Raw genomic sequence first — 22,853 nt, forward strand, 5'->3', positions numbered from 1 at the left:
TAAAGGAAGATCAGCGGCAAGGTCAGTCGCCTCATCGCCATAGGAACGGAGGCGGGAGGTCCGCACCGGTGACTTCCTTACGCACAATCCCCCAAAACTCTCGCACTTTTGCCTTCACCTGGGCCGTATTGTGGCCCAGCACCTTGTAGATCAGGCCAGCGTCATTTGGCAGCCGGCAAGCCCCGAACGCGATGCCGTCGGCCATTCGAACGTCGGCCTCCACCCGCTCGAGGATGCGCTCCGCCTTGTCCTTGGGCGTGCAAAGGATCACGTTGCCGAACACGTCAAAGGCATTCATCACGCCGACCTGCCGCATTGCAAATCGCTCGGGCTCGATCATGAGCTTCTCCGTGAACAACGTACGGCCGTCAGGGCGCACCGCCGCGACCGATAGCGAGACCACGGTTGCGCCAAAACACTCGTCAGGATGATGATGCTTCCGGCCGGGCTGGAGGATCTCCGACAGGAGCAACGTGGCCGACGGTGCAACGCAGACCTGCGTGTTGCTGACAAAGCGGGCACGCCGATGAGGGATGATGGGCTCGGGGACAAACTCGAGATAGGCGTCCTTGGCCAGCGTAACAGTCTGGGTTTGGACCGCGTAATTGGCGTCCATCCCATGGATCTTGGTTGCCGATTGTGACGTAACGTGCGCCTGCGCCCCATGACCGAGTTGGAGGTCGAGAGCCATCCGGTCTCCCTGGAGAAGACAACCCGTGGTCGTGATGAGAAACACGGTGGCAAGGTCCGGCATTTCCTGGTCGCAATACAGCGCACGCTGGGCCAGATACGGAACACGACGCTCGAGGGTCGCCAGGATGGTCCGGCTGCCGCGGGTCTCGAACCCAAGCCGCAGGTAGCCTGTCTTGCCGATGGTGCCGCTCTTCATCTGAGGCGGCTCATCCTGATATGCCGCCAGTTCCGGAACAGATGTACCCAGAGCTTCGGCCGCGGCCCACGGCAACGAGCCCGCCACCATCATGCCGATGCCCTCTCAGACACATTGATGTCGAACAGGAACTCCCGCTCGATCATCTCGACCAACTCCGGAATACCCTCCTCGGTCTTGCAGTTGGTGAACAGGAACGGCTTGCCGCCTCGCATCAGGAGCGAGTCGTTCCGCATGACCTCAAGGCTCGCCTCGACGTAAGGGGCGAGATCGATCTTGTTGATGACCAGGATGTCGGAATGCGTGATGCCGGGCCCGTTCTTCCGCGGGATCTTGTCCCCCGCCGCAACGTCGATGACGTAGATGAAGTAGTCGACGAGCGCGGGCGAAAACGTGAGGGTCAGGTTATCGCCCCCGCTTTCGATCAGCATCACGTCGCTGTCCGGAAAGCGCTCCTCCATGTCCTCGACGGCCGCGAGGTTCATGCTCGGATCCTCACGGACAGCCGTATGGGGACACGCGCCGGTCTCCACTCCAAGGATGCGTTCCTGCAACAGGACGCCCTTGAGGGAGCGCTGCACGTGCTTGGCATCCTCGGTCGTGACCACGTCGTTGGTGATGATCAGGACCTTGATGCCGCGCTCGAGCAACCGTGGGGTGATCGCCTCCACGATCGCGGTCTTCCCCGATCCGACGGGGCCGCCGATGCCGATCCGCGTGATTTTCTTGGTCATTCCCCTCTCCCATCAATTCATGAACAGGCGCACGTGCGCCTTGATGTGAACCGCGGCCAGGATCTCCATGAGAGGCGCGTAGCCGGACATGTCCGTCAGCCGCGCCTTGGCGGCTCGCTCGTAGGCCGTCTCGATGTCGCCGCTCAGTTCGTAGAGGACCTTCTGCGTATCGAGATGGCTCACCTTCATCAGCCGCAGCGCCGCGCCGAGAATGGATGCCGCGATCCCGTATTGGTGTACGGCAAAGGCGTGACGCTCGGACAGGGCCTGAACGGCAAAGTTGATCGCCAGCGCAACCGGGTAACATCCGTGCCCCTGTCCCTTCCGGATACAGTCGTGCCACGCGTGGAGCAGCGGAGCGCCCAGGACATGCACGCCCATTTCTGTGAACTTCCTGCCCATGCGGACCGACATGGTCCGCGCCTCGTCCGAGAGCTTGCGGGCGTAGACCGCCTCATCAATGCGAATGAGTTCGGTGACGTCGCCTGCCATCGCGGCGCGATGGGCGGCGACCAGGGCGATCCCGTCGCCGCGAGCCGCTTGTTCCACTGCCGTTCGGGTGAACGCCAGCAGGGTCGATGCATCGGTGACCGCGCCTTTCTGGACGGCCGATTCCAGTCCGGACGAGAAGGCGAACCCGCCGATCGGGAACATCGAGTCGCCGAATTGCAGCATGTGTGCGAGCGCCGACACCTGGACCGTCGTGGCGGCATCAGCCATGGCGATGCTCGCGGTGGGACTGTGCCGACCCTCCATGTTCATGGACATGCGAGTGCACCGGGCCTTCGGCTCCGCCGAAGAGCCGGCGGGATTCATGGGGAGTGAGATATGAGATGACCTCGGTGCCGGGCGCGAATTCCCACCGGACGTGCTCGAAGGCGTGCGTTCGCATGACCGAGTCCATCACCTTGCGATCAATCGTCAGCGGCACGTAGACGACATGGCCCTTGACCAGGGCGGGCCAATGCTGGTTGCCCATGGCGTGACCGAGTTCGATGCAGGTCCGCATCGCCACCTCGGGGGCCACGTGCACAAGCGCATCCAAATGCACGATCATGACATCGCGCAGCTCGATCCTGGCAATGACGGCCAAGCGGACCTGCGGATCCCACAGCATCACGTCGCCGTCGCGGATATGAGTGTCCCGGCTGAGGGAGACCGCCAGCACCGAACCCTTCCTGCTGGCCTTTCGGAAGCGGCTCTTCTGCGCCTCCCATTGATCGAGTTGCAGCACGTCGATCTCGGCATCCTTGAGACGGGCAGCCCATTCCGGATCGCCGATGTTGCCCAAAACCGTTTCGATGATGACCATGCGACGATCCTGTCAGCTAAAGAAATACTTCTGGTTCAGGGAGACTGACTTCAATGGCGGCACCGTCGCGTGCGTGCCGTCGACGGTGACGGCGAATGTCTCCGGGTTCACTTCGATGGTGGGGGTGCCGGTATTGCGGACCATGTCGCGTTTGCCGATCTTGCGCACGTTCCCGACCGGATGAACCTGCCGCCTGAGTCCCAGTCGCTCCTTGACCCCGGCGGCGTGTGCCGCACCGGACACGAAGGTGATGCAGGTCTCCGCCAGGGCATTGCCGTAGGCGCCGAACATCGGTCGGTAGTAGACGGGCTGCGGCGTCGGCAGGGATGCATTGGGGTCGCCCATGCCTGCCCAACTGATGAACCCGCCCTTGATGACCATCCTCGGCTTCGCCCCGAAGAAGGCCGGTTCCCACAGCACGAGGTCGGCGATCTTGCCGACCTCGACGGAACCGAGCATGTCGGCGATGCCGTGGGTGATGGCCGGGTTGATGGTGATCTTGGCGACATAACGCAGGACCCGAAAATTGTCGTTGCCCGAGGCATCCTCGGGGAGTTTGCCGCGCTGGGTCTTCATCGCATCCGCCGTCTGGATGCACCGAAGCCAGCACTCGCCGATCCGCCCCATCGCTTGCGAGTCGCTCGAGAACATCGAGATCACGCCCATGTCCTGGAGAACATTCTCGGCCGCGATGGTCTCGGCGCGGATGCGGCTTTCAGTGAACGCCACGTCCGACGGGATGTCGGGGCTGAGGTGGTGGCACACCATGATCATGTCGTAGAGCTCGGCCTGCGAGTTGATGCCGTAGGGGAGCGTCGGGTTGGTCGAGGATGGCAGGACGTTGGCGAGGCCGGCGATCTTGATGATGTCCGGGGCATGGCCGCCCCCCGATCCCTCGGTATGGAAGGAGTGCACGGCGCGTCCCTCAAATGCTGCAATCGAGTCATCGACGAACCCGGATTCATTGAGCGTGTCGGTGTGGATGCAGACCTGGACGTCCATTTCGTCGGCGACGGTGAGGGCCGACCGCAGAGCTGCGGGGCTGGTGCCCCAGTCCTCGTGGCACTTGAAGCCGACGGCGCCGGCCTCGATCTGTTCGACCAGCGCGGCCTTGCCGTGCCCGTGGCCCTTGCCAAGGATGCCGACATTGATCGGCCAGCCTTCGAACGCCCGCAACATCATCGTTATGTTCCCAGGACCGGACGTAACCGACGTGGCATTGGAGCCGTCCGAGGGACCGGTGCCTCCGCCGATCAGCGTGGTGGTACCGTTCGAAAGCGCCGCCTGGGCCTGTTGGGGGCTGATGAAGTGAATGTGCGTGTCGATGCCGCCGGGCGTCAGGATCAGATGCGATCCCGAGATCGCATCGGTGGCGAGACCGATCTCGAGGCCGGGCGTGATCCGGTCCATCGTCTGGCGGTTGCCGGCCTTGCCAATGGCAGAGATGCGGCCGTCCTTGATCCCTATATCGGCCTTCACCACACCGAGGACGGCGTCGACGATGGTCACGTTGGTAATCACCAGGTCGGGGGCGCCGTTTCCCCGCGTCACCTGGTTGTCCATGCCCATGCCTTCGCGCATGCTCTTGCCGCCGCCGAAGACGATCTCGTCGCCGTAACCGCCACGGAGATCGCGTTCGATCTCGATGAACAAGCCAGTGTCACCCAGGCGGATGCGGTCGCCGGTCGTCGGCCCGAAAAGGCCGACGTACTCCTGTCGCGAGATGGTGGGCATGGGTGCCTCCAGACAAGTAAATCGATGCGATCTTCCGAACGAAGGTCCAGTTCAGGATGTCGACGGGGAGGAGCGGTAGCCCCGCTGGCCAGCCAGTGCCACGGCGGCGGCCTTGCGTTTGGCGGAATCCTTCCCGGCCGTCGGACCATCGACGAGATTGTTGAACCCGAAGACGGCACGCTTGCCGCCATAGGCGACGAGCTGCACCTCGCGCTCGTCGCCGGGCTCGAAGCGGGTCGCGGTGGACGATGGAATGTTGAGGTGGAGACCGAACGCCGCGGGGCGGTCGAACTCCAGCGCAGGATTGACCTCGAAAAAGTGGAAATGCGACCCGACCTGGATAGGACGGTCGCCGGTATTCCGCACCTTGAGCGTGGTCACCGCCCTGTCGTCATCAAAGGTGATCGGCGCCGGGCTGCAAACGTAGCCGCCAACCGGTACGTCGAATGTTGCCGGGTCCGTATCAGGGTCAACGGCCGGTCCTGTCTTCGGTCCACCCATCCTGCCGCCTCCTCCCCATCGCACGAAACATCCCGGTTATTGAATCGGCCTGTGCACGGTGACGAGGCGGCTCCCGTCGGTGAAGATGGCCTCGACCTGCACCATGGGAATGAGATCGGGGACACCGTCCATGACATCGGCCGCGGTCAATGCCCCGCTGGCGTCCTTGGTCACGTCCTCGATCGTCTTGCCGGCTCGGGCCCCGTCGAGCGCAACGGCGGATATGACAGCGACGGCTTCCGGATAATTGAGCTTCAGGCCCTTGGCTTTCCGCTTCAACGCAACATCAGCCATCATATAGATGAGGAGTTTGTCGAACTCGCGCGGGGTGAGTTGCATCGCTGCCTCCAGTTCCTGGATTCAACACAACAATCAGTTCGCGGCGACTGCGTCTTGCAGGCCGACGGGGCCTGTCAACGGCCCCTAAACGGGGTCAGTTGCGTCAAGATACGGTTGAGCTCGGCAGTGTAGCGGAATTCGATGGGCATCAATTGAGGCATAGGAGATCCTCCTCGCGACGACGATGCAGGGCGTTGCCTTCCATGATAATAGCACAAGAGAGCAACAATCGCGAGCCATGCGTCTGTCGGGACTAACCCTGGAGTCATCTCGGGGAAACCCTGAGTCGAGCTCAAAAAGCAACCCCATCGCCAGGATTCCAAGTCGGCCCTGCCCAAGGGAAACGGCATATCAGCAATCACGGTTCAATAAAGAAGGCTGCTTGCGCCCGCCCGCGTCCGTAGGCCTGCCGTAGAATTTATGGGATTACCTTATAGTCAACGGCATCGCGAGAGGGGATGATTGTCTCGCCATGACTTTGCCCATACACTGTCTTTTGCGAGCCGCCTTAGTGTTGTTCCTGTTCGGTGAGCAGGCGTCTCAGCTTGTCTCGTAGTCCCGCGCAGGCTTTGGGCATCTTCTTCGGTAAAACAAGGAGAGGATCATGAGACGTGCAACCATAACAATACTCGCCTCGGCAGTCATGTTGGCTCCTACCGCTACGCTTGCTCATACCGGGCACGGTGATGCAGCGGGGTTCATACATGGCATCGCTCATCCGATAAGTGGGATCGATCATGTCCTGGCCATGGTTGCGGTCGGCATATTGGCCGCGAGGATTGGCGGGAGAGCCCTGTGGCTGCTGCCGTCGACATTCATTTCCGTCATGGCAGGAGCAGCCGTTCTCGGAATGATCGGGTTCGACCTTCCATCCTTTGACGTTTGGATCGCCGGCTCCCTGGTCGCATTTGGGCTGGCCGTCGCCTACCCATCCCATCTGTCAACCCTAACGGGTGCAGGCCTCATTGCCTTGTTTGCCATCTTCCACGGCTATGCCCATGGAGCCGAAATGCCTGTCGGTGTGCCCGCCCTGACGTATGCCGCAGGGTTCCTCATCGCGACGACCCTTCTGGTCGGCCTCGGTGCCGGCAGTGCACTGTTGGTTGGTCTCATGGGAGGTCGGATCGGGTATCGCACCGTTCAAATCGGGGGCGGCGCAATCGGACTCTATGGCTTGGCGGTTCTGTCGACAATCCTCTGAGCCGTACGGGGTGATTCCGTGTGATGCGCCGGGAACACCACGCGGCGAGGAACTTCCATGGCGGAAACAGTGGCTATCGGCTCTGGGATTCCAAACGATGCGGATCGTGTTGCCGGAATGGCAGGCTCCAATCCGCGCTCTCGTGGGTCCGGCCACCTAGTCCGGGCAATAGCGTGGTCGCTGGCGGTGCAGTGACCGTCCAACCGACCCGAGACAGCAGTCACGGCGGGGCCGCTCAAGCGCCTTAACGCGCCTTCAGGGGGATGGTGGATCATGGGACTCGTCGGGATACTGTTCGCGCTCGCGCTGCTTATGTGGCTGGCCTACCGGGGATGGAGCGTCCTTATGGTCGCCCCGGCGGCGGCGCTTCTGGCTGCCCTGATCTCCGGTGAGCCGCTGCTTGCCCACTGGACGCAGACTTTCATGGGCGGGGCTGCACGGTTTGTCGCGCAATGGTTTCCGATGTTCCTGCTCGGCGGGTTGTTCGGCAAGCTCATGGATGACAGCGGTTCGATCACCTCGATCGCGCGCTTCCTGACCAAGCAGTTGGGAGTGCGTCAAACGATGCTCGCGGTCGTGCTCGCCTCGGCCGTCGTCACCTATGGAGGCGTCAGCGTCTTCGTTGCATTCTTCGTCCTCGTGCCAATGGCGCGGGAGATGTTCAAGGCCGCGGACCTCCCAGCCCGGTTGATGCCGGCGGCCATCGGTCTCGGTGCGTTCACGTTCACCATGTCGGTGATGCCGGGAACCCCCTCGGTCAACAACGCCATTCCGATGCCTTACTTCGGCACGACGACCTTCGCGGCCCCCGGGCTGAGCATCATCGCGTCGGCCATCATCGTCGCCTTTGGCATGTGGTGGCTCGGCCGCGCCGAGGCGGCCGCGCGCAAAGCTGGCGAAGGCTACGCGAGCGAGGCGGGAACCGCTCTCGTCATCGACGAGATGGTTCGCGAGCAGGCGGCACCAGCGGGCGACTTCGACCCGGCCGAGTTGCCACACGGCAAGCGGGCCGAGGACGGGCCTCCCTTCGTCCTGGCCGTGCTGCCGCTCGTCGTCGTCATCGTCGTGAACTTCCTGATGTCGCTTGTCGTGTTCCCGCGGCTCGACTTCTCGTTCCTGTCCGAGCCCCAGTGGGGCGGTACGACGTTCGGAGCCGTGAGCGGCGTCTGGTCGGTCATCGTCGCCTTGGCGGCGGCAAACCTGACCGTCCTTCTCGTCAACTTCCGACGCCTGCCATCCCCCCGCGAAAGCCTGGACGCCGGTGCGAATTCCGCGGCCTTGCCGATGCTGATGATCGCCAGTCTCGTCGGCTTCGGCGCGGTCGTTGCCGCACTGCCGGCGTTCGAGACGGTTCGCGATGCGGTCTTCGCGATTCAGGGAGGGCCGCTGGTCTCGCTGTCCGTCGCGATGAACGTGTTGGCCGGGCTGACCGGTACCGCGTCCGGCGGGATGGCAATCGTCCTCAATGCTTTCGGCGGCGACTTCATGCGCCTTGCCGCCGAGCACGACATCGATCCCGAGTTGATGCACCGGATCACGACGATGAGCGCCGGGACGCTGGACGCTCTTCCCCACAACGGCACCGTGTTGCTATTGCTGCAAATCAGCGGCCTGACCCACGGTGAAAGCTATCTGGACATGGTCATGACCGTGATCGTCAGTTGCGTTATCGCCCTTGTCGCCGTCCTGATACTGGGTTCAGTTTTCGGATCGTTTTGACGGCTGGGTTATCACGGTCATTGGGAGGTCAGCCCAATCTTCGATTTGAATTTGATAGCGGGACTGCGCGGTTTTGACACCATTTTGCGTCCGTCGGGTGAGACTGAGGCTTCCCGTCTCACCTGGAGTGCATATCGACGTGTCTCGTCCTCCTGAACCTCATCGGCAGGACGAGACGTAGCCTGGCGTCAAGCACGACGAGGAGGCATTTCTCGGGCAGGATACGACTCCGTTAGTCCCACCAGAAAATCGCTGTGATCAGAACATACAGCCCAACCAGCGCCGCACCGTCGGCCATGTCGGCCCGCCCGTCCACGCAGACGAGCGTCACCACCAGCACCGAAAGCATCAGAGCGATCGCCATGATCGGTTGAATGGTCAGCGTGAAAGGTGTCTCGGGAAAAAAGAAGAAGCTGATGAGGACCAGGGTCGGGATCAACGCGATCGCCACTTGCAGGGCCCCGTTGAGCGCGACACTGACAGCCAGGTCCGCCTTGCCCTGGAAGGCAAGCCGGATCTCGGCCACGCCGGCGGTGTTGCTGGCAATGGCCACGACCACAAAACCCGCGAAAGCCTCCGATATGCCGAGCCGTTCGGTTGCTGGCAGGAGTGCCCCGATAAACCAATCCGACACCAGGATAACTGCCAGACCACAGGCAAACAACAACGCCACTGCCAACCACGGTGGCCAGATGCGTGAGCGTGCGCGGGCGTCTGGTGGAATCCTGCGTTCGCCGCTGCGCAACATCACATGCGTTGAAACGGCAAAGACCAGAAGTAACGCGACAGCGCAAACGACGGCGAGTTCCAGCTCGTGCTGAGCTGCCGGCAGGTACAGCTCGTGCGTGAGCGTCGGCAGCACCAGCGCCGAGACCGCCAGCAGCAGCAAAACGGCGATCATCCGCGGCATCCGACTTTCGAATTTCAGCAAGCCGTGCCGTGCGCTGCCAACCGTCAACGCAATGCCAAGGATCAGGAGTGCGGTGGCAAGAATTGAACCGATCAGCGCGGCCTGCACCACCTCTACTGAGCCTGCACGGAGAGCGAAGATGCAGACGAAGAGCTCGGGTAGATTGCCGAGCGCCGATTGGATCATACCGGCGGCCGATGCGCTAAGATGATTTCCGAGTTGGCTGGTCGCCTCGCCCATGACAAATGCAATTCCCGCGAGTGCAATCGCAGCCATGATGAAGACCAGGACCGGATTGGCTGCGACTGAATGGAGGAGCCCGGTAACGGCAACGACCCCGGAACAGCCCAGAAAAGCCCATCTCTCGGCAGGCGTGACCGTGTGGTTCATGCGTGGTTCCTGTACGTCCACCGCAGATCGCCATATTACCGAGACTATAAGCGCAACTTCCTGATGTCCAGGTGACCACCTCTGAGCGGATTGAGCGATCACGACGTGAATTTGTTTCCGGGAAATGGAGAGCACATCTATAGTTGCTGGAATGCCCTCGCAGACTCGTCTCCGTCGTGACGGGTGTTGCAACAGTGATCATGAACTCCGGCTTGGAGATGTGGTGCTTCGGACGCGTGATCTCTTCCGGCGACCTGTCGCGGACATCCGCCGCCTCAATCCATCCGCTGATATAGTGCGCCGGGGCGTAAAGGTGGCGCGATCTGGTTCAGTCAGGCCGCCATGGGCACCGTGCAGAGCTGCTAAGAAGGCGAGAACCTGTTCCGCCGCAGCTTCTCACGGAACAGGATTGCTCCGGATGCATCAGATCCGTAAACCTGGACGACATTCTTCGCCAGGTCTACGCCAATCCGATCAGTCGTCTTCCGACCCTTGTTGGTGCGTCCCGACCTCCTCGGGAAGGACCACCATTCCCGAGAACGGCTCGATCCACGCTATCTGATCAATCACCGCCTTCACCCCAGGTACATTCTCGGCCACCACCTTGGCAGCCTCCCCCTCGCGGTCATCGAAGATCGCGCCGGTCAAGGTCACCACCCCGTTCTCGACATGCACACGGATGAACTTGCTGCCCCACTTCTGCTTGTCCAACTCCGCCAGCACGGCCTCCTGGATCTGATCATCGGCGACGGCATTGGGGAGGTCTGTCGCCAGGGTTCGCGCCAGGGCTCGCAAGACATCGGAGCGTGCCACGATCCCAACCACCTTGCCACTCTCGAGCACCGGCAGCCGCTTGATCCGGTGACGGCTCATCGCCGTGACGACCTCCTCGAGCGGCGCATCCCGGCGCGTCGTCACGGGATCCGCTGACATTACCTGCTCGACCTTACGGCCGTGGGTCCGGACGTATTCATCGGCCAGTGTGCCGGGACCGACGAGGAATTCCAGCCATGAGGACCGCTTGCGTTCGGTGCCCAGCTCCCCTCTACGCAGGAGGTCGCCTTCGCTGATCATCCCGACCAGCGTGCCGTCCCGCGTCGTGACCGGAAGGCCGCTGATCCGATCAGCCAGCATGAGCTTTGCGGCTTCCGCGACGGTGGCGGATGGCTCGACGCTGATCACCGGTGTGGTCATGACAGCTTCAACAATCATGGGTCCCTCCTGATGAGACGGATGTGTGTCTCGGGCGGCGGCCTAGGGACTCCCCTCATTCCTGATGGGGTGGGCAACATCGTGGCGCTTGCGCATAGGAGAGCCCCCCTCTCCAATCGGGCCATTGTACTCCCGCTTAACCGATCCGGCAGCTCCCCTGGAGGACGTCCAAGCAAGACAACGGCAGGAATCGCGTGCGTAACCCAAGTCCCGCAGCCGCTTCGGAGCCGCACAAGCGAGCGGCTGACCATTCCGGCATCTGCGAACCATCGTTCCGATACCGAATATGGCTCCGTAACGAGGCGATCCGTCCGAATTTTCGCCATGATAGCGTAGTAGGTAAAGAATGATAACCTCGGAATATATGGTGGAGGCATGGTCGGAAATGGCCCCGCTCTCCCTGCCCTGCGGCAAATGAGAGCCACTCACCTCGCGTGCAGAGCCTGGGTAAGGCAACGTCCGTCATTTGCGGATGCGGCTTCAGGAGTTTCCCCTTGTAATCTCCAGGTTTTCCCAAGCGCCCCGCAGCCTGCGGCCGACATCCATGTGGCGTACCGGAAACGGACCTCGCTGCTTCCTGAGGAGTACGGTCCATGGCTGAAATGGTGGTCGTCGGGTTCGACAACCCGACCGAGGCAGACCGCGTCCTGACAGAACTGACGCGCCTGCAAAAGGAATACCTGATCGATCTCGAGGATGCCGTCGTTGCCATCCGCAGCCAGGATGGCACGGTTCGCATCAAGCAGAGCGTCAACCTCGTGAGCCTCGGTGCCACCACGGGCGGCCTGCGTGGCGCCCTATGGGGCAGTCTCATCGGTCTGCTGTTCCTCAACCCGCTCGCTGGCTTTGCCATCGGCGGTGCCGTGGGGGCAGGCTCGGGTGCCCTGACCGGGAACATGATCGACTATGGCATCAACGACGACTTCATCAAGTCAATCGGCGATACGCTCAAGCCCGACACATCGGCCCTGTTCCTGCTCGTCCGCAAGTCGCAGCCCGAAAAGGTTCTCGCCGAGCTCAAGGGGTTCAAGGGGCACGTGATCCGTTCCTCGCTGTCCCCGGAGCAGGAGGCGAAGCTCCAGGCTGCCCTGTCGCAGGCTCACCCGCCGAGCCCAGTCGAGGGCATGGAAGCCGCGGGCGAGATGGCTGCCCGGCCGACATGATGACCCGCGCCATTCGGCAAAGGAGATCAACATGATCACACGACGGATCCTCCTCAACTGGCTGGTCGGTGCGGCGGTGGCCATCCCGATGGGCACAGTCGCATCGACTGAAGCAGACGCCCAGCCCCGTCCCGAACGTCGTCCGCCGCCGCCCAGCCGTCCGGGAGGACCACCCCCGCCTCGACGGCGGGAGCGGCGGCCACGATCCCGTCCCGGTTTCGTCTGGGTGCCAGGCCGCTGGATCTGGAGCAGGCGCCGCGGGCGCTGGGTCTGGGAGTCTGGCCATTGGGTTCGCCGCAGAGGCCGGCGATAAGCGGTTGGACGCCGCCGGCACCGTCTCATGATCGCAACAGGGAGATGAGGCATGGAACTGCTGAACCCGGTACCTCCTTCATTTCCAGGGGCTGGCGCTGCTCATGATCCTGCCCTCTGGCGGGGTGCGGAACTACAGGCCGGGAGAAATCCCCGACCCTGAACGATGATGGAGGCTCGCATGCGCACCAGATGGACCGTCTCTGCGCATCTGTTGTTCGGCCTACGCGGGATCCTTCTCATTGTAGCCGTCCTGATAGTCGTGCTCGCGATCAAAGCATCCTTCGCGCTTGTGTAGACGCTGATCTCGATTTGGACAGGCCTGATCCGGACGGCGATCCGCATACTTCTATCTCGCTTCTGGCCTGCGGCCTCAGGGAGGCGGTCTAGGGCCGACGCCCCCATCCTCGTGATAGTGGCCTTCCGGCCGTTCAGCCTCTGGAGGGGAATACGGTCCGAGTGGAGGCACTGAAAACCGTCGGGACACCACGTTTGGCGTCCTTGTCATGGACATGCACGAAAGGTCCAGGCCATCCGAACTCACAGGAGGTGAACCCATGCATATACTCGCGGCAACGGACTTCTCGACCCGCTCGCAACGCGCCTTGCGGCGCGCCGGCCTGCTGGCGCGGGACAGTAGCGCCGAACTCACCCTCATGCACGTCGTGGACGATGACCGGCCGCCGGACCTAGTCGCGTTCGAACGGCGCGAGGCCGAGCGGATTCTGGGCGAGCAGATCGGCGCGATGGCCGAATTGCGCGGGCTCCCGTCGCGCGCCCTCGTTGTTGAGGGCGATCCGTTCGACGGGATCCTGCGTGCCGCTGCGTCGACAGGGGCAGACCTCGTCGTCATGGGAAGCCACCGCAAGCAGTTCCTGCGCGATATCTTTGTAGGGACGACCATTGAGCGCGTGATCCGCATGGGTCCGTTCCCGGTCCTGATGGTGAACAGGGAGGTGGATCAGCCCTACCAGACAGCCGTAGCTGCCGTTGACATGTCCGAACCATCCGCGAATGCCGTCAGAACCGGCATGGCTTTGGGATTGCCCGCAGGTGCCGGGCTTACGATCGTTCATGCTTTTGAGCCGCTAGCAAAAGGGAAGTTGGTCTATGCCGGCCTCAGCCAGGACACCATTGACGGGTACGTGACCGACGAGCGTGTACGGGCTACCACCGAACTGACTGCGTTCCTGGACGCGAATGAGCTCGACGAATACGAACGGTCGATGCGCATCGAGGAGGGTGCCCCGGGCGCGGTGATTTCCACGGCCGTGGAGCAACTGAAGCCCGATGTCCTGATCCTGGGGACGCACGGCCGCTCGGGCATCGCCAAGGCGCTCCTGGGCAGCGTGGCAGAGGAGGTCTTGCGGTCCCTCGACCTCGACATCCTCGCTGTTCCGCCCCTTCGATAAGGTTCAAGGATGCCCGAGATTCTCCATAGTTTGATCGACCGTCATTGAGGCGCCAGCAGGGTTGGCAAGAACACCTCCAAGGCCGCGGGAAACCGAGCGACATCGGTCTGCGTCAACTGCTGTGAGCGTCCGCCGTAGGCGGCAGGATAGTCACATCGGTCAGCGACAGTGTCGAACCTCATTGGCGACCATCCTTTGTGACCCGCTGTCTCTGTCAATTCAACGACCGGTTTTGGCACGCGCCGGTCGTTTGCCTTGTGGCGGCTTAAGCCTCAGGTCCGGAACTTGCTCTCTATCGGGCAGTAGGCTCTGAGGCGGCTCGTCTGGGAGCCGCCTCAGGCGGTCAAATCTCAACCTGCTCCGCGATCAGAAGTGCATCGTCGACGTCAATGCCCAGATAGCGCACGGTACTCTCGATCTTGGTGTGACCCAGCAGAAGCTGAACGGCTCGGCGATTGCCGGTCCTGCGATAGATCATCGACGCTTTGGTGCGCCGCAGGGAATGGGTGCCGTAGGCGAGGGGGTCGAGCCCGATCGCGCGAAGCCACGATCCCAGCAGGCGGGCGTACTGGCGCGTCGTCATGGGCCTCGCTCGATTGATCCGGCTTGGAAACAGCGGCTCACCCTTGTGCAGATCCTTCTTCTCTAGCCAGCGCCCTACCGCCTCTCGGGTCTGCTCAGTAATCTCGAACTGGACAGGGCGACCAGTCTTCCGCTGCATCACGGTCGCCCGGGATCGTATCCGCCCAGAGAGTGCCACATCGTCGACCCGGAGCGCGACCAGATCGCAGGCGCGCAGCTTGCTGTCGAGCGCCAGATTGAACAGAGCCAGATCGCGAATGCGATGAGCAACCTGGAGCCTGACCCGAATGGACCAGATTTCTTTGGCCTTCAGAGGCGGTTTGGGTCCGATCAGCTTGCCCTGGTTCCATTGTGTAGTAGTTAGGCAGGGATGGTCGGCGATCCTGTCTTGCATTGCAGTGCTCCTGAAGCGAAGCCCCCGCAATGAACCTCGGCCGTTCCGCCGACAAAACCCAGACTGATCATTTCTCCTAAAGTCTTCGTCAGCTTCCCAAGGTAAGCCCGACGTCCCATTCTTTGCATCAACCTCCTGCTCGTGACCGAGCCTATGTGAAAACCCAAATCGGGTTTACCGCGGCGAACTATTCGTACTATTTTATCCCGCTTCAACGTGATTTTTGCGGTCTAACGAGGGTCGCGAGACATAAAGTGCGCTAAGTGAGACCCGTCAGCGTTTTCACACAGGCTCGACCGAGGCTGTGTGAAAACGCTGATGAGCCACTCCATGAAGAAACTTTATGTCTCGTAAGGTTTGCTAGGCCGGGGAATCCTCGGTGCAGACGCCAGAACTTGTACAAATATTTTGCCCTGATCGGTCTGGTTCGCGTTTTCACACAGGCTGGGTCCATCTTGGACATTCCTGGATCTGTTCTCCGATTCGGTCCTACATTCCATAACCCCGCTCAGCGGAACAAGTTACATTGCCAAGCAGGAGATGTAGCCGGGGCCAACGGATAATAAACCCGCAAAACTCGTGGTCGTGATAAAACGGGTGTGTGTCTGTTTCGACTTTGCTGCCTCGGCATCCTGGAAGGACCCTCACCATGTCTGAAGACCCAGGTAACGGCGTTGATCGACGGGACTTCATGATCTCAGCCATCGCCTCGGCCGCCCTCGCCACCAAGGCGAGTGCTGCCAACGCTCAGGGCACGATGCCCTCGTCTGCAAGCACGCTTCCGGCAATGCCCCAGGGAACGGCCTACACCGGCGACGTGATCGACGGGAAGAAAGTCGTCAGCGCGCTCGACGTTAACGACCTGGAACCCGGGCAGAAGCACCTCTTGTATTTCCAGGGTGTTGAGATGCCGACCGGACAGCATTGGTATGTGTCTGTGACGGTCGCAAAGGGAGCAAAGCCGGGCAAGCGCGCCGTCCTGGTCAGCGGTGTGCATGGCGACGAAATGAGTTCTGTGCATACGGTCCAGACTGTGATGAACCAGCTCGAACCGGCGACGATGTCGGGCACGGTGATGGCGGTGACGGACGTGTCCCGCCCAGCCATGGAAAGCATGCAGCGCAGATGGCCCAATGCGGGCAGGGGCATGGATCTGATCGATATGAATCGGGAGTGGCCCGGGAACGAGAACGGCGCTACCGCGCCCAGCCGACACGCCGGGCTCCTGTTCAACCGACTCTTCCGGCCGAACGCCGACGTTGCAATTGACTTTCATACCGGGACAACTGGATTCGAAGTCACGGCATTCAATATCGCCGGCATGGATGTGCCCGAGGTCAAGGCCATGGTGGAGCTTTACCCCGTTGGCCAAATCTTCGACAATCATGTGTATCCCGGTGTTCTGCATAACGCGTTTATGGACGTGGGCATCCCGTCCTTTACACCAGAGATCGGAGCCGCGCGCGTCCTTGATCTCACGATGAGTTCCCTGTTCGTGGAAGGCACGATGAACGTCCTTAAGCATCTTGGCATCCTTGCCGGGCCAATGGGGCGTACGGGCAAGGACGTGAATGTTTTTGTCGGCAACAGTGCGTTCCCGATCCTCGCCACCGCGGGCGGGGTCGTCGAGCATCTGGTCAAGCTCAACGACAAGGTCGTGGCCGGACAGAAGGTGGCCATCCAGCGCAATAGCTTCGGCGAAGTGGTTGCGGAGTATACAAGCGGCGTGGCCGGAGAGATAACAGGGCAGCGCAGCGATGCAATGTCAGAGCCTGGCAACCCCTTGGTATTCATCCTTTTCAACAAGGCGACGCCGGGGAGTGCCGAGGTTTATCCCGAATAGTTCACACGCGCGAGCAAACCATCTTCTTTTCCGAGTGACCTCATCACCCCTGTTGGGACTGGAAGGAAATCTATTTCGCCTCGCGCGGCACTGGCGGGAGGCGTTTTTACTGAATAGGCGTGACAGAATGCTAGATCGGCCACGAATACGCCGTGGACGTTTCAAAACACGTTCCATGAATGGGCTTCCGCGAAATTGACCATGAACCCAAAATCCCGGAAGGTCTGTTCATGGCACCACGCGGAAGCAGATCGAATATCCGCACTCGCGCGGTGAGCGGACCTTCATACGGTGAACCTCAAAGACCGTCCCTGACCTCCAGGTCACTATCTCGATGCTTGGACGGAGAGGAGCGTAATGCGACTACCGCCGAGATCCCGTGTCACAGGTTTGGCAGGGCAACAATTAAACCCATTGGGCGTTGATAGCCGCTAGTGTGAGCGTAGGTCATCCAATGGCGCAGTATGTGGACGACGATCCCGAGCGGTTCGCTCCGAGTCCGGTCGTCGGTCCGAGCAAGCCGCGCCTCCTGCAAGTGCTGGGGCCGGGACTGATCACTGGCGCCTCCGACGACGACCCGAGCGGGATCGCGACCTACAGCCAGGCAGGCGCCCAGTTCGGCTATGCCCTGACCTGGACGCTCCTGCTCACTTATCCGTTGATGGCTGCGGTCCAGATGATCAGTGCGCGGGTCGGCCGCACGACCGGGCGCGGCCTCGCCGGCAACCTGCGCCAGCACTATCCGGATTGGCTGCTTCAGAGCATCGTCCTGCTGCTCCTGATCGCCAACATCATCAACATCGGGGCCGATCTCGGCGCGATGGCCGATGCGACCCAGCTCGTCATCGGAGGGCCGCAGTTCGCCTACGTGCTGCTGTTTGCGGCTATCGCCATCGCTATGCAGGTCCTGCTCCAATACACACGCTATGTCGCGGTCTTGAAGTGGCTGGCCCTGGTCCTGCTCGCCTATGTGGCCACTCTGTTCATGGTCAAGGTGTCCTGGGGTGCGGCGCTGACCCGTCTCGTGGTGCCGGCCATCACCTGGAACAAGGATTATCTGACCACTATCGTGGCGGTCTTCGGCACGACGATCAGTCCCTACCTGTTCTTCTGGCAGGCAAGCCAGGAGGCGGAGGACGTGCGCGAGATCCCCCGCCGCAGGCCCCTGACTCGGGCCCCGGACCAAGGTCCGTTTGCCCTTAAACGGATCGAGCTGGATACGCTGGCAGGAATGGGGATCTCAAACCTGATCGCACTGGCGATCATGATCACCACGGCAGCCACCCTGAACGTCAAGGGCGTCACGGACATTGCGACCTCGGCCGAGGCCGCGGAAGCCTTGCGCCCCATAGCCGGACCACTCGCGGAGATCGTCTTCGCGTTCGGCATCGTCGGGACCGGGATCATGGCAGTGCCGGTGCTGGCCGGGTCGTCCGCCTATGCCATCGGCGAGGCACGCAAATGGCCGGTCGGGCTGGCTCGCCAGCCCTCGGAGGCCAAGGCGTTCTACGCCACCGTGGTGATCGCGACGCTGCTGGGCATGGCCCTCGACTTCACGCCGCTCGACCCGATCAAGGCGCTCTTCTGGAGCGCGGTGATCAATGGCGTCGTGGCCGTGCCGGTGATGGCGATCATGATGCTGCTGTCAGCCAAGGAGCAGGTGATGGGCCAATTCACGGTCAGCGGCTGGCTCAAGGGCCTGGGATGGCTCGCGACCGCAGTGATGGCGCTCGCCGCGGCCGCCATGCTCGCGACCATGCTTTAGACATTGGGACAGAAGTATTCCTGAATATGTCGATGAAACCGGCAGTCGCGTCAGACTGAATGGTCACGAGTCGGTTCGGAGACCCTGAGGATCAGTTTCCGGCCATTTTGAACTGCAACCTCATCCAGCTCCGCAAGGCGTCCTCTCGCGATCACGGCTTGCCCTGAACCGACGCCGCCTGCGGTGGCAGGATTGCGCATTTCGTCAGGTACAGCGTGCCGGGGCTGCCGAAGTCCGGACTGTAGGCTGAACCGCACCAATGCCCGCCGGCGGTTTCGCCCGAGTCGCCTGGCAATCCGCGAGATGGCTCGGTGACGTGGCTTCCATCGCGGGCCTGGACCGTCTTGCCGCCTTTACGGCAGGCCGCAGTGTCCCTATCTCCCGGTTCCTTCCTACGAAGTCATCCCAAACGCCATGACTGGCCTTGCGAGGGGCAGGCCATGACCCGTTGTCATGAGGCGCACCAACGAGACCGAACGCGATGCACGGCAGCCTTGGACTCAACAGCAGACTGGATTTTCTCTCGGGCGGAGGCGAGATGGGTGCACTCATCCGTGCCCATGACTGGGCGGCGACGCCGCTCGGCTCGCCGGAGGACTGGCCGTACGGTCTCAAGTCCTTGGTCGGGGTCATGCTGGGATCCAACCAGCCGATGTTCATCGCCTGGGGCGCGGACCGCACATTGCTCTACAACGATGCCTATGCCGAGGTCCTGGTGCGCAAGCATCCGGCCGCCCTGGGGCGCGACTTCATCGAGGTCTGGCACGAGATCCGCGCCGACCTCCTGCCGATCGTCGGGCAGGCCTACGCGGGCAAACCCGTGCACATGGACGACATCACCCTCATGATGGAGCGGCGCGGCTACCCGGAGGAGACGCACTTCTCCTTCTCCTACACACCCGTGCGGGATGAGGGTGGGGCCATCGCCGGCTTCTTCTGCCCCTGCACCGAGATCACGGGCCAGGTCATGGCCGAGCGGCGCCTGGCGGCCGAGACCGGGCGCCAGCGGCGGCTGTTCGAGCAGGCACCCGGCTTCGTGGCGGTCCTGACCAGTCCAGGGCACCGCTTCGAGTTCGTCAACCAGGCCTACAGACGCCTGTTCGGCGACCGTGACTTCATCGGCAAGACCGTCCGGGAGGCATTCCCCGAACTCGGGGGCCAAGGCTTCTTCGAGCGGCTCGACCAAGTCTACACGTCGGGCGAGCGCTTCGTCGCCCATCACCTGCCGATCCGTCTCCGGCGCTCGCCCGGGGCGGCGGCCGAGGAGCGCTTCCTCGACTTCATCTATGAGCCCGTGAGGGACGAGGACGGCCAGGTCACCGGCATCTTCTGCGAGGGCCACGACGTCACCGAGGCGCACCTCGCCCGATCTGCCATTGACGCCAGCAACGCGCGCTATACCAGCGTGCTGGCCGCCATGAGCGAGGGATTCGTCGTCCTCAACGAGGATTACCACGTCACCGAGATCAACGCCGAGGGACTGCGGCTCGACGGCCGGCCCGCGAGCGAACTTCTCGGCAAGATGCACTGGGAAGCGTTCCCCGGCTCGGTCGGCACCCCGGTCGAGGCCGCCTACCGACGGGCCATGACCGAACGCGTGCCGGTGGAACTCGAGCACCGTTACGTCAATCCGGCTGACGACCACGACGTCTGGCTGGCCTTGCGGATCTACCCGGTGCCGGGCGGGGTGGCCGCCTTCTATCGCGACATCAGCGAACGGATTCGTGCCGAGGAGGCGCGGCGCCGGAGCGAGGAGCGCCTGCGGACGGCCTTGGGCATCAGCACGGTCGGGGTGCTGTTCTGGGGCAAGGGCTTCGCGCTGACGGAGGCGAACGATGCCTTCCTGCGCATGACGGGATTCAGCCGTGAGGAGGCCATCGGCCTGACGTGGCAGGAGCTCACCCCCGAGGAGTTCCATCCGGAGTCCTGGCGGGCGGTGGAGCAGGTCACCACCCTGGGCGAGGCTACCCCGTACGAGAAGCAGTACTTCCGCAAGGACGGCTCCCGCTGGTGGGGCCTGTTCGCTCCGCGCAAGGTCGGCGATGAGGTCGTCGAGTTCGTGCTCGACGTCACGGACCGCCGGAAGGCTGAGGCTGCCTTGCGCCGCCTCAACGAGGAACTGGAAACCCGGGTCATGGAGGCCGTCGCCGAACGGGAAAAGACGGAAGCAGCCCTGCGCCAGTCGCAGAAGCTGGAGGCGGTCGGTCAGCTCACGGGCGGCGTGGCGCACGACTTCAACAACCTGCTCACCATCATCCGCTCGTCGGTAGAGTTCCTGCGCCGGCCCAACCTGCCGGAGGAGCGCCGCCGCCGCTACATCGATGCGATCACCGACACGGTGGATCGTGCCGCCAAGCTCACGGGGCAGTTGCTGGCCTTCGCGCGCCGGCAGGCCCTTAAGCCGGAAGTCTTTGATGTGCCCAACCGCATCCAGGCGGTCACCGACATGCTGCGCACCATCGTGGGCAGCCGTATTCGGATCGAGGCCGACATTGCCTGCGAACCCTGCCTCGTGGAGGCGGACGTGGTCCAGTTCGAGACGGCGCTCGTGAACATGGCAGTGAACGCCCGCGATGCCATGAACGGGGAAGGTACCCTGACGGTGCGCGTCGACGCCCTGGCCGAGATGCCGTCGATCCGCGGCCATGGGGGCAGTCCCGGCAAGTTCGTGGCGGTGTCGATCGGCGATACGGGCTCGGGCATTCCGGCCTATCAGCTCGGGCAAATCTTCGAGCCGTTCTTCACCACCAAGGAGGTCGGCAAGGGCACGGGCCTGGGCCTGAGCCAAGTCTATGGGTTCGCCAAGCAGTCCGGCGGCGACGTTGCCGTCGAGAGCGAACTTGGAAGGGGCACGACCTTCACCCTCTACCTGCCCAAGGTCGAGCGAGGCGTCGAACTGGACGGAGCAGCGGATCGCGTCGATGGCGATGGCCCCTACGAGAATGGCCGCGGGTGCCGCGTGCTGGTGGTCGAGGACAACATCGAGGTTGGTCGGTTCTCGACGCAGCTTCTCCAGGATCTCGGGTACGAGACCACCTGGGCCGCAAACGCAGCCGAGGCCCTCAAGCTGCTGGCGGACGACCATGCGCGCTTCGACGTAGTGTTCTCGGACGTGGTCATGCCCGGCATGAGCGGCGTCGAGTTGGGCCGGGAGGTCCAGAAGCGCTTCCCCGCCTTACCCGTGGTCCTTACGTCCGGCTACAGCCACGTGCTGGCCGAGGAGGGGCGGCATGGATTCGAATTGCTGCACAAGCCTTATGCCGTCGAGGACGTCTCACGGGTGCTGCGGCGCGTGACACGCGAACCCGTTTCGTCCCGCCAGGCCGGAACCGACACGACCCGTACGAAGGAAGGCTGACGATGAGTGACGACACCCCGGGCCGCCGCATCCTCCTTGTCGAGGACGAAACGATGATCGCGATGCTGGTCGAGGACATGCTCGAGGATCTCGGACATGAGCTGGTCAGGGTCGCCACCCGCCTCGAGGACGCGGTTGCCGCCGCCGGGAACGAGGCCATCGACTTGGCGATCCTCGACCTCAACCTGGGCGGCGTCCTGACCTACCCGGCAGCCGACGTGCTCGCGGAGCGGGGCATCCCGTTCATCTTCGCGACCGGCTACGGCAGCGGCGGGCTCAAGGAGGGCTATGCCGCCCGTCTGACCCTGCAACAGCCGTTCAACACGGAGGCGCTGGAACAAGCGATCGGGCAGGCGCTCGGGCGAAGAGCCTGAGATCCTCCTGAAGGCGGGGCGGGCGCCGGCCACCCCGGGGGCGGATTGCCGTCAATGGGACCCGAAACGTCCTCGAGCGTTACAACAGGTTGCGATTGCATACGGATGACACGATGAACCACGAGCAGCGGGAGGCCGCACCGGGACGTTCCCCCGAGCAGGGGGGAACCTCGGCCGACGAACTGGCCTACCGCTTGCACCAGCAGGAGCTGCTGGCAGGCTTCGGCGTCCTCGCGTTGCGGACGCCGGATTTCATGGACCTGCTCCAGGAGGCGACTCGGCTCTGTGCGCAGGGACTGCATGTCCGGTACTGCAAGGCCATGGAGTACCTGCCCGACGAGGATCGGCTCATCGTCCGTGCCGGGGTGGGCTGGAGGCCCGGCACGATCGGGTCCACGACGGGTGCCGACCCGGAAAGCCCCACCGGCTACGCCTTCCGCACGGGAGAGCCCGTGATCTCGAGCCACCTCGGGGACGAGGACCGTTTCCGCACTCCACGGATCCTGGCGGAGCACGGCATCCGGCGCGCCATCAACGTGCCCATCGCCACTGACATGGGCCGCTACGGCCTCCTGGAGGCCGACAGCCCGATCGAGGGGCGGTTCACCGAGGCCGACCTCGCCTTCATGCAAGGGTTCGCCAACCTGCTCGGGGTTGCCCTGGAGCGCCGCCGCAGCGAGGAGGGACTGCGCCTCGCGCACGCACGCAA

20 protein-coding genes are annotated in these 22,853 nt (G+C 62.8%); 10 read left to right on the forward strand and 10 right to left on the reverse strand.

Annotated elements, in window-relative coordinates; translation table 11 throughout:
* Nucleotides 1–31 precede the first annotated feature (31 nt).
* From JKL46_RS27315 to JKL46_RS27345, 7 genes are read right to left on the reverse strand one after another with little or no spacing between them, the layout of a single operon-like run.
* Entirely contained in the window at nucleotides 32–982 is a 951-nt protein-coding gene (locus tag JKL46_RS27315) for an urease accessory protein UreD (RefSeq protein ID WP_201839120.1), read from the reverse strand.
* Nucleotides 979–1,623, reverse strand: a complete 645-nt coding sequence (gene ureG, locus JKL46_RS27320; RefSeq protein ID WP_201839121.1) for an urease accessory protein UreG — start codon at nucleotides 1,621–1,623, stop codon at nucleotides 979–981. Before ureG ends, JKL46_RS27315 begins: the two co-directional genes overlap by 4 nt.
* A gap of 12 nt (nucleotides 1,624–1,635) precedes the next feature.
* Nucleotides 1,636–2,343: an urease accessory protein UreF gene (locus tag JKL46_RS27325; RefSeq protein ID WP_201839122.1), complete on the reverse strand. Its 708-nt coding sequence runs from the start codon at nucleotides 2,341–2,343 to the stop codon at nucleotides 1,636–1,638.
* Nucleotides 2,336–2,935, reverse strand: coding sequence for an urease accessory protein UreE (locus JKL46_RS27330; protein WP_201839123.1), 600 nt, complete (start codon nucleotides 2,933–2,935; stop codon nucleotides 2,336–2,338). The genes JKL46_RS27325 and JKL46_RS27330 overlap by 8 nt, the downstream gene beginning before the upstream one ends.
* 12 nt (nucleotides 2,936–2,947) lie before the next feature.
* Complete coding sequence (locus tag JKL46_RS27335) at nucleotides 2,948–4,669, reverse strand: urease subunit alpha (RefSeq protein WP_201839124.1); 1,722 nt, start codon at nucleotides 4,667–4,669, stop codon at nucleotides 2,948–2,950.
* Between the two features lie 51 nt (nucleotides 4,670–4,720).
* Complete coding sequence (locus JKL46_RS27340; protein ID WP_201839125.1) at nucleotides 4,721–5,170, reverse strand: urease subunit beta; 450 nt, start codon at nucleotides 5,168–5,170, stop codon at nucleotides 4,721–4,723.
* A gap of 36 nt (nucleotides 5,171–5,206) precedes the next feature.
* On the reverse strand, nucleotides 5,207–5,509 hold the full coding sequence (locus tag JKL46_RS27345; protein ID WP_201839126.1) for an urease subunit gamma: 303 nt from the start codon (nucleotides 5,507–5,509) through the stop codon (nucleotides 5,207–5,209).
* 604 nt (nucleotides 5,510–6,113) lie between these two features.
* Between JKL46_RS27345 and JKL46_RS27350 the strand changes: the two genes are divergently transcribed.
* Nucleotides 6,114–6,710: a HupE/UreJ family protein gene (locus tag JKL46_RS27350; protein WP_201839128.1), complete on the forward strand. Its 597-nt coding sequence runs from the start codon at nucleotides 6,114–6,116 to the stop codon at nucleotides 6,708–6,710.
* A 273-nt stretch (nucleotides 6,711–6,983) separates the two neighbouring features.
* Complete coding sequence (locus JKL46_RS27355; protein ID WP_201839133.1) at nucleotides 6,984–8,429, forward strand: GntP family permease; 1,446 nt, start codon at nucleotides 6,984–6,986, stop codon at nucleotides 8,427–8,429.
* Nucleotides 8,430–8,661: 232 nt separating this feature from the next.
* Here JKL46_RS27355 and JKL46_RS27360 read toward each other — a convergent pair whose 3' ends face one another.
* On the reverse strand, nucleotides 8,662–9,729 hold the full coding sequence (locus JKL46_RS27360) for a calcium:cation antiporter (protein ID WP_201839135.1): 1,068 nt from the start codon (nucleotides 9,727–9,729) through the stop codon (nucleotides 8,662–8,664).
* Between the two features lie 474 nt (nucleotides 9,730–10,203).
* Entirely contained in the window at nucleotides 10,204–10,941 is a 738-nt protein-coding gene (locus JKL46_RS27365) for a CBS domain-containing protein (RefSeq protein ID WP_201839137.1), read from the reverse strand.
* Between the two features lie 593 nt (nucleotides 10,942–11,534).
* Here JKL46_RS27365 and JKL46_RS27370 point away from each other — a divergent pair.
* The 3 genes from JKL46_RS27370 (at nucleotide 11,535) to JKL46_RS27380 (ending at nucleotide 13,828) form a co-directional block, all read left to right on the forward strand.
* Nucleotides 11,535–12,104 (forward strand): DUF1269 domain-containing protein, encoded by a 570-nt coding sequence (locus JKL46_RS27370; RefSeq protein WP_201839139.1) that lies wholly within the window; start codon nucleotides 11,535–11,537, stop codon nucleotides 12,102–12,104.
* An 88-nt stretch (nucleotides 12,105–12,192) separates the two neighbouring features.
* Nucleotides 12,193–12,417 carry a hypothetical protein gene (locus JKL46_RS27375; protein ID WP_246529565.1) on the forward strand — a complete coding sequence of 75 codons (225 nt, stop codon included), beginning with the start codon at nucleotides 12,193–12,195 and terminating at the stop codon, nucleotides 12,415–12,417.
* A gap of 556 nt (nucleotides 12,418–12,973) precedes the next feature.
* Entirely contained in the window at nucleotides 12,974–13,828 is an 855-nt protein-coding gene (locus JKL46_RS27380; RefSeq protein WP_201839143.1) for a universal stress protein, read from the forward strand.
* Nucleotides 13,829–14,171: 343 nt separating this feature from the next.
* Here JKL46_RS27380 and JKL46_RS27385 read toward each other — a convergent pair whose 3' ends face one another.
* Nucleotides 14,172–14,804 (reverse strand): tyrosine-type recombinase/integrase, encoded by a 633-nt coding sequence (locus JKL46_RS27385; protein ID WP_201839150.1) that lies wholly within the window; start codon nucleotides 14,802–14,804, stop codon nucleotides 14,172–14,174.
* Nucleotides 14,805–15,453: 649 nt separating this feature from the next.
* Between JKL46_RS27385 and JKL46_RS27390 the strand changes: the two genes are divergently transcribed.
* From JKL46_RS27390 to JKL46_RS27410, 5 genes are all read left to right on the forward strand, one after another.
* Nucleotides 15,454–16,647, forward strand: coding sequence for a M14 family metallopeptidase (locus JKL46_RS27390; protein ID WP_201839152.1), 1,194 nt, complete (start codon nucleotides 15,454–15,456; stop codon nucleotides 16,645–16,647).
* Nucleotides 16,648–17,101: 454 nt separating this feature from the next.
* Nucleotides 17,102–18,412, forward strand: a complete 1,311-nt coding sequence (locus tag JKL46_RS27395; protein WP_201839154.1) for an NRAMP family divalent metal transporter — start codon at nucleotides 17,102–17,104, stop codon at nucleotides 18,410–18,412.
* A gap of 538 nt (nucleotides 18,413–18,950) precedes the next feature.
* A complete protein-coding gene (locus JKL46_RS27400; RefSeq protein ID WP_201839160.1) occupies nucleotides 18,951–21,770 on the forward strand; it encodes a PAS domain-containing protein in 2,820 nt (939 codons plus the stop codon).
* A gap of 2 nt (nucleotides 21,771–21,772) precedes the next feature.
* Nucleotides 21,773–22,144 carry a response regulator gene (locus tag JKL46_RS27405; RefSeq protein WP_201839161.1) on the forward strand — a complete coding sequence of 124 codons (372 nt, stop codon included), beginning with the start codon at nucleotides 21,773–21,775 and terminating at the stop codon, nucleotides 22,142–22,144.
* An 89-nt stretch (nucleotides 22,145–22,233) separates the two neighbouring features.
* A partial coding sequence (locus JKL46_RS27410; protein WP_425493314.1) for a GAF domain-containing protein occupies nucleotides 22,234–22,853 on the forward strand: 620 nt, incomplete at its 3' end.

The organism is Microvirga zambiensis WSM3693 (genome assembly GCF_016735695.1).
Classification (GTDB): domain Bacteria; phylum Pseudomonadota; class Alphaproteobacteria; order Rhizobiales; family Beijerinckiaceae; genus Microvirga; species Microvirga zambiensis.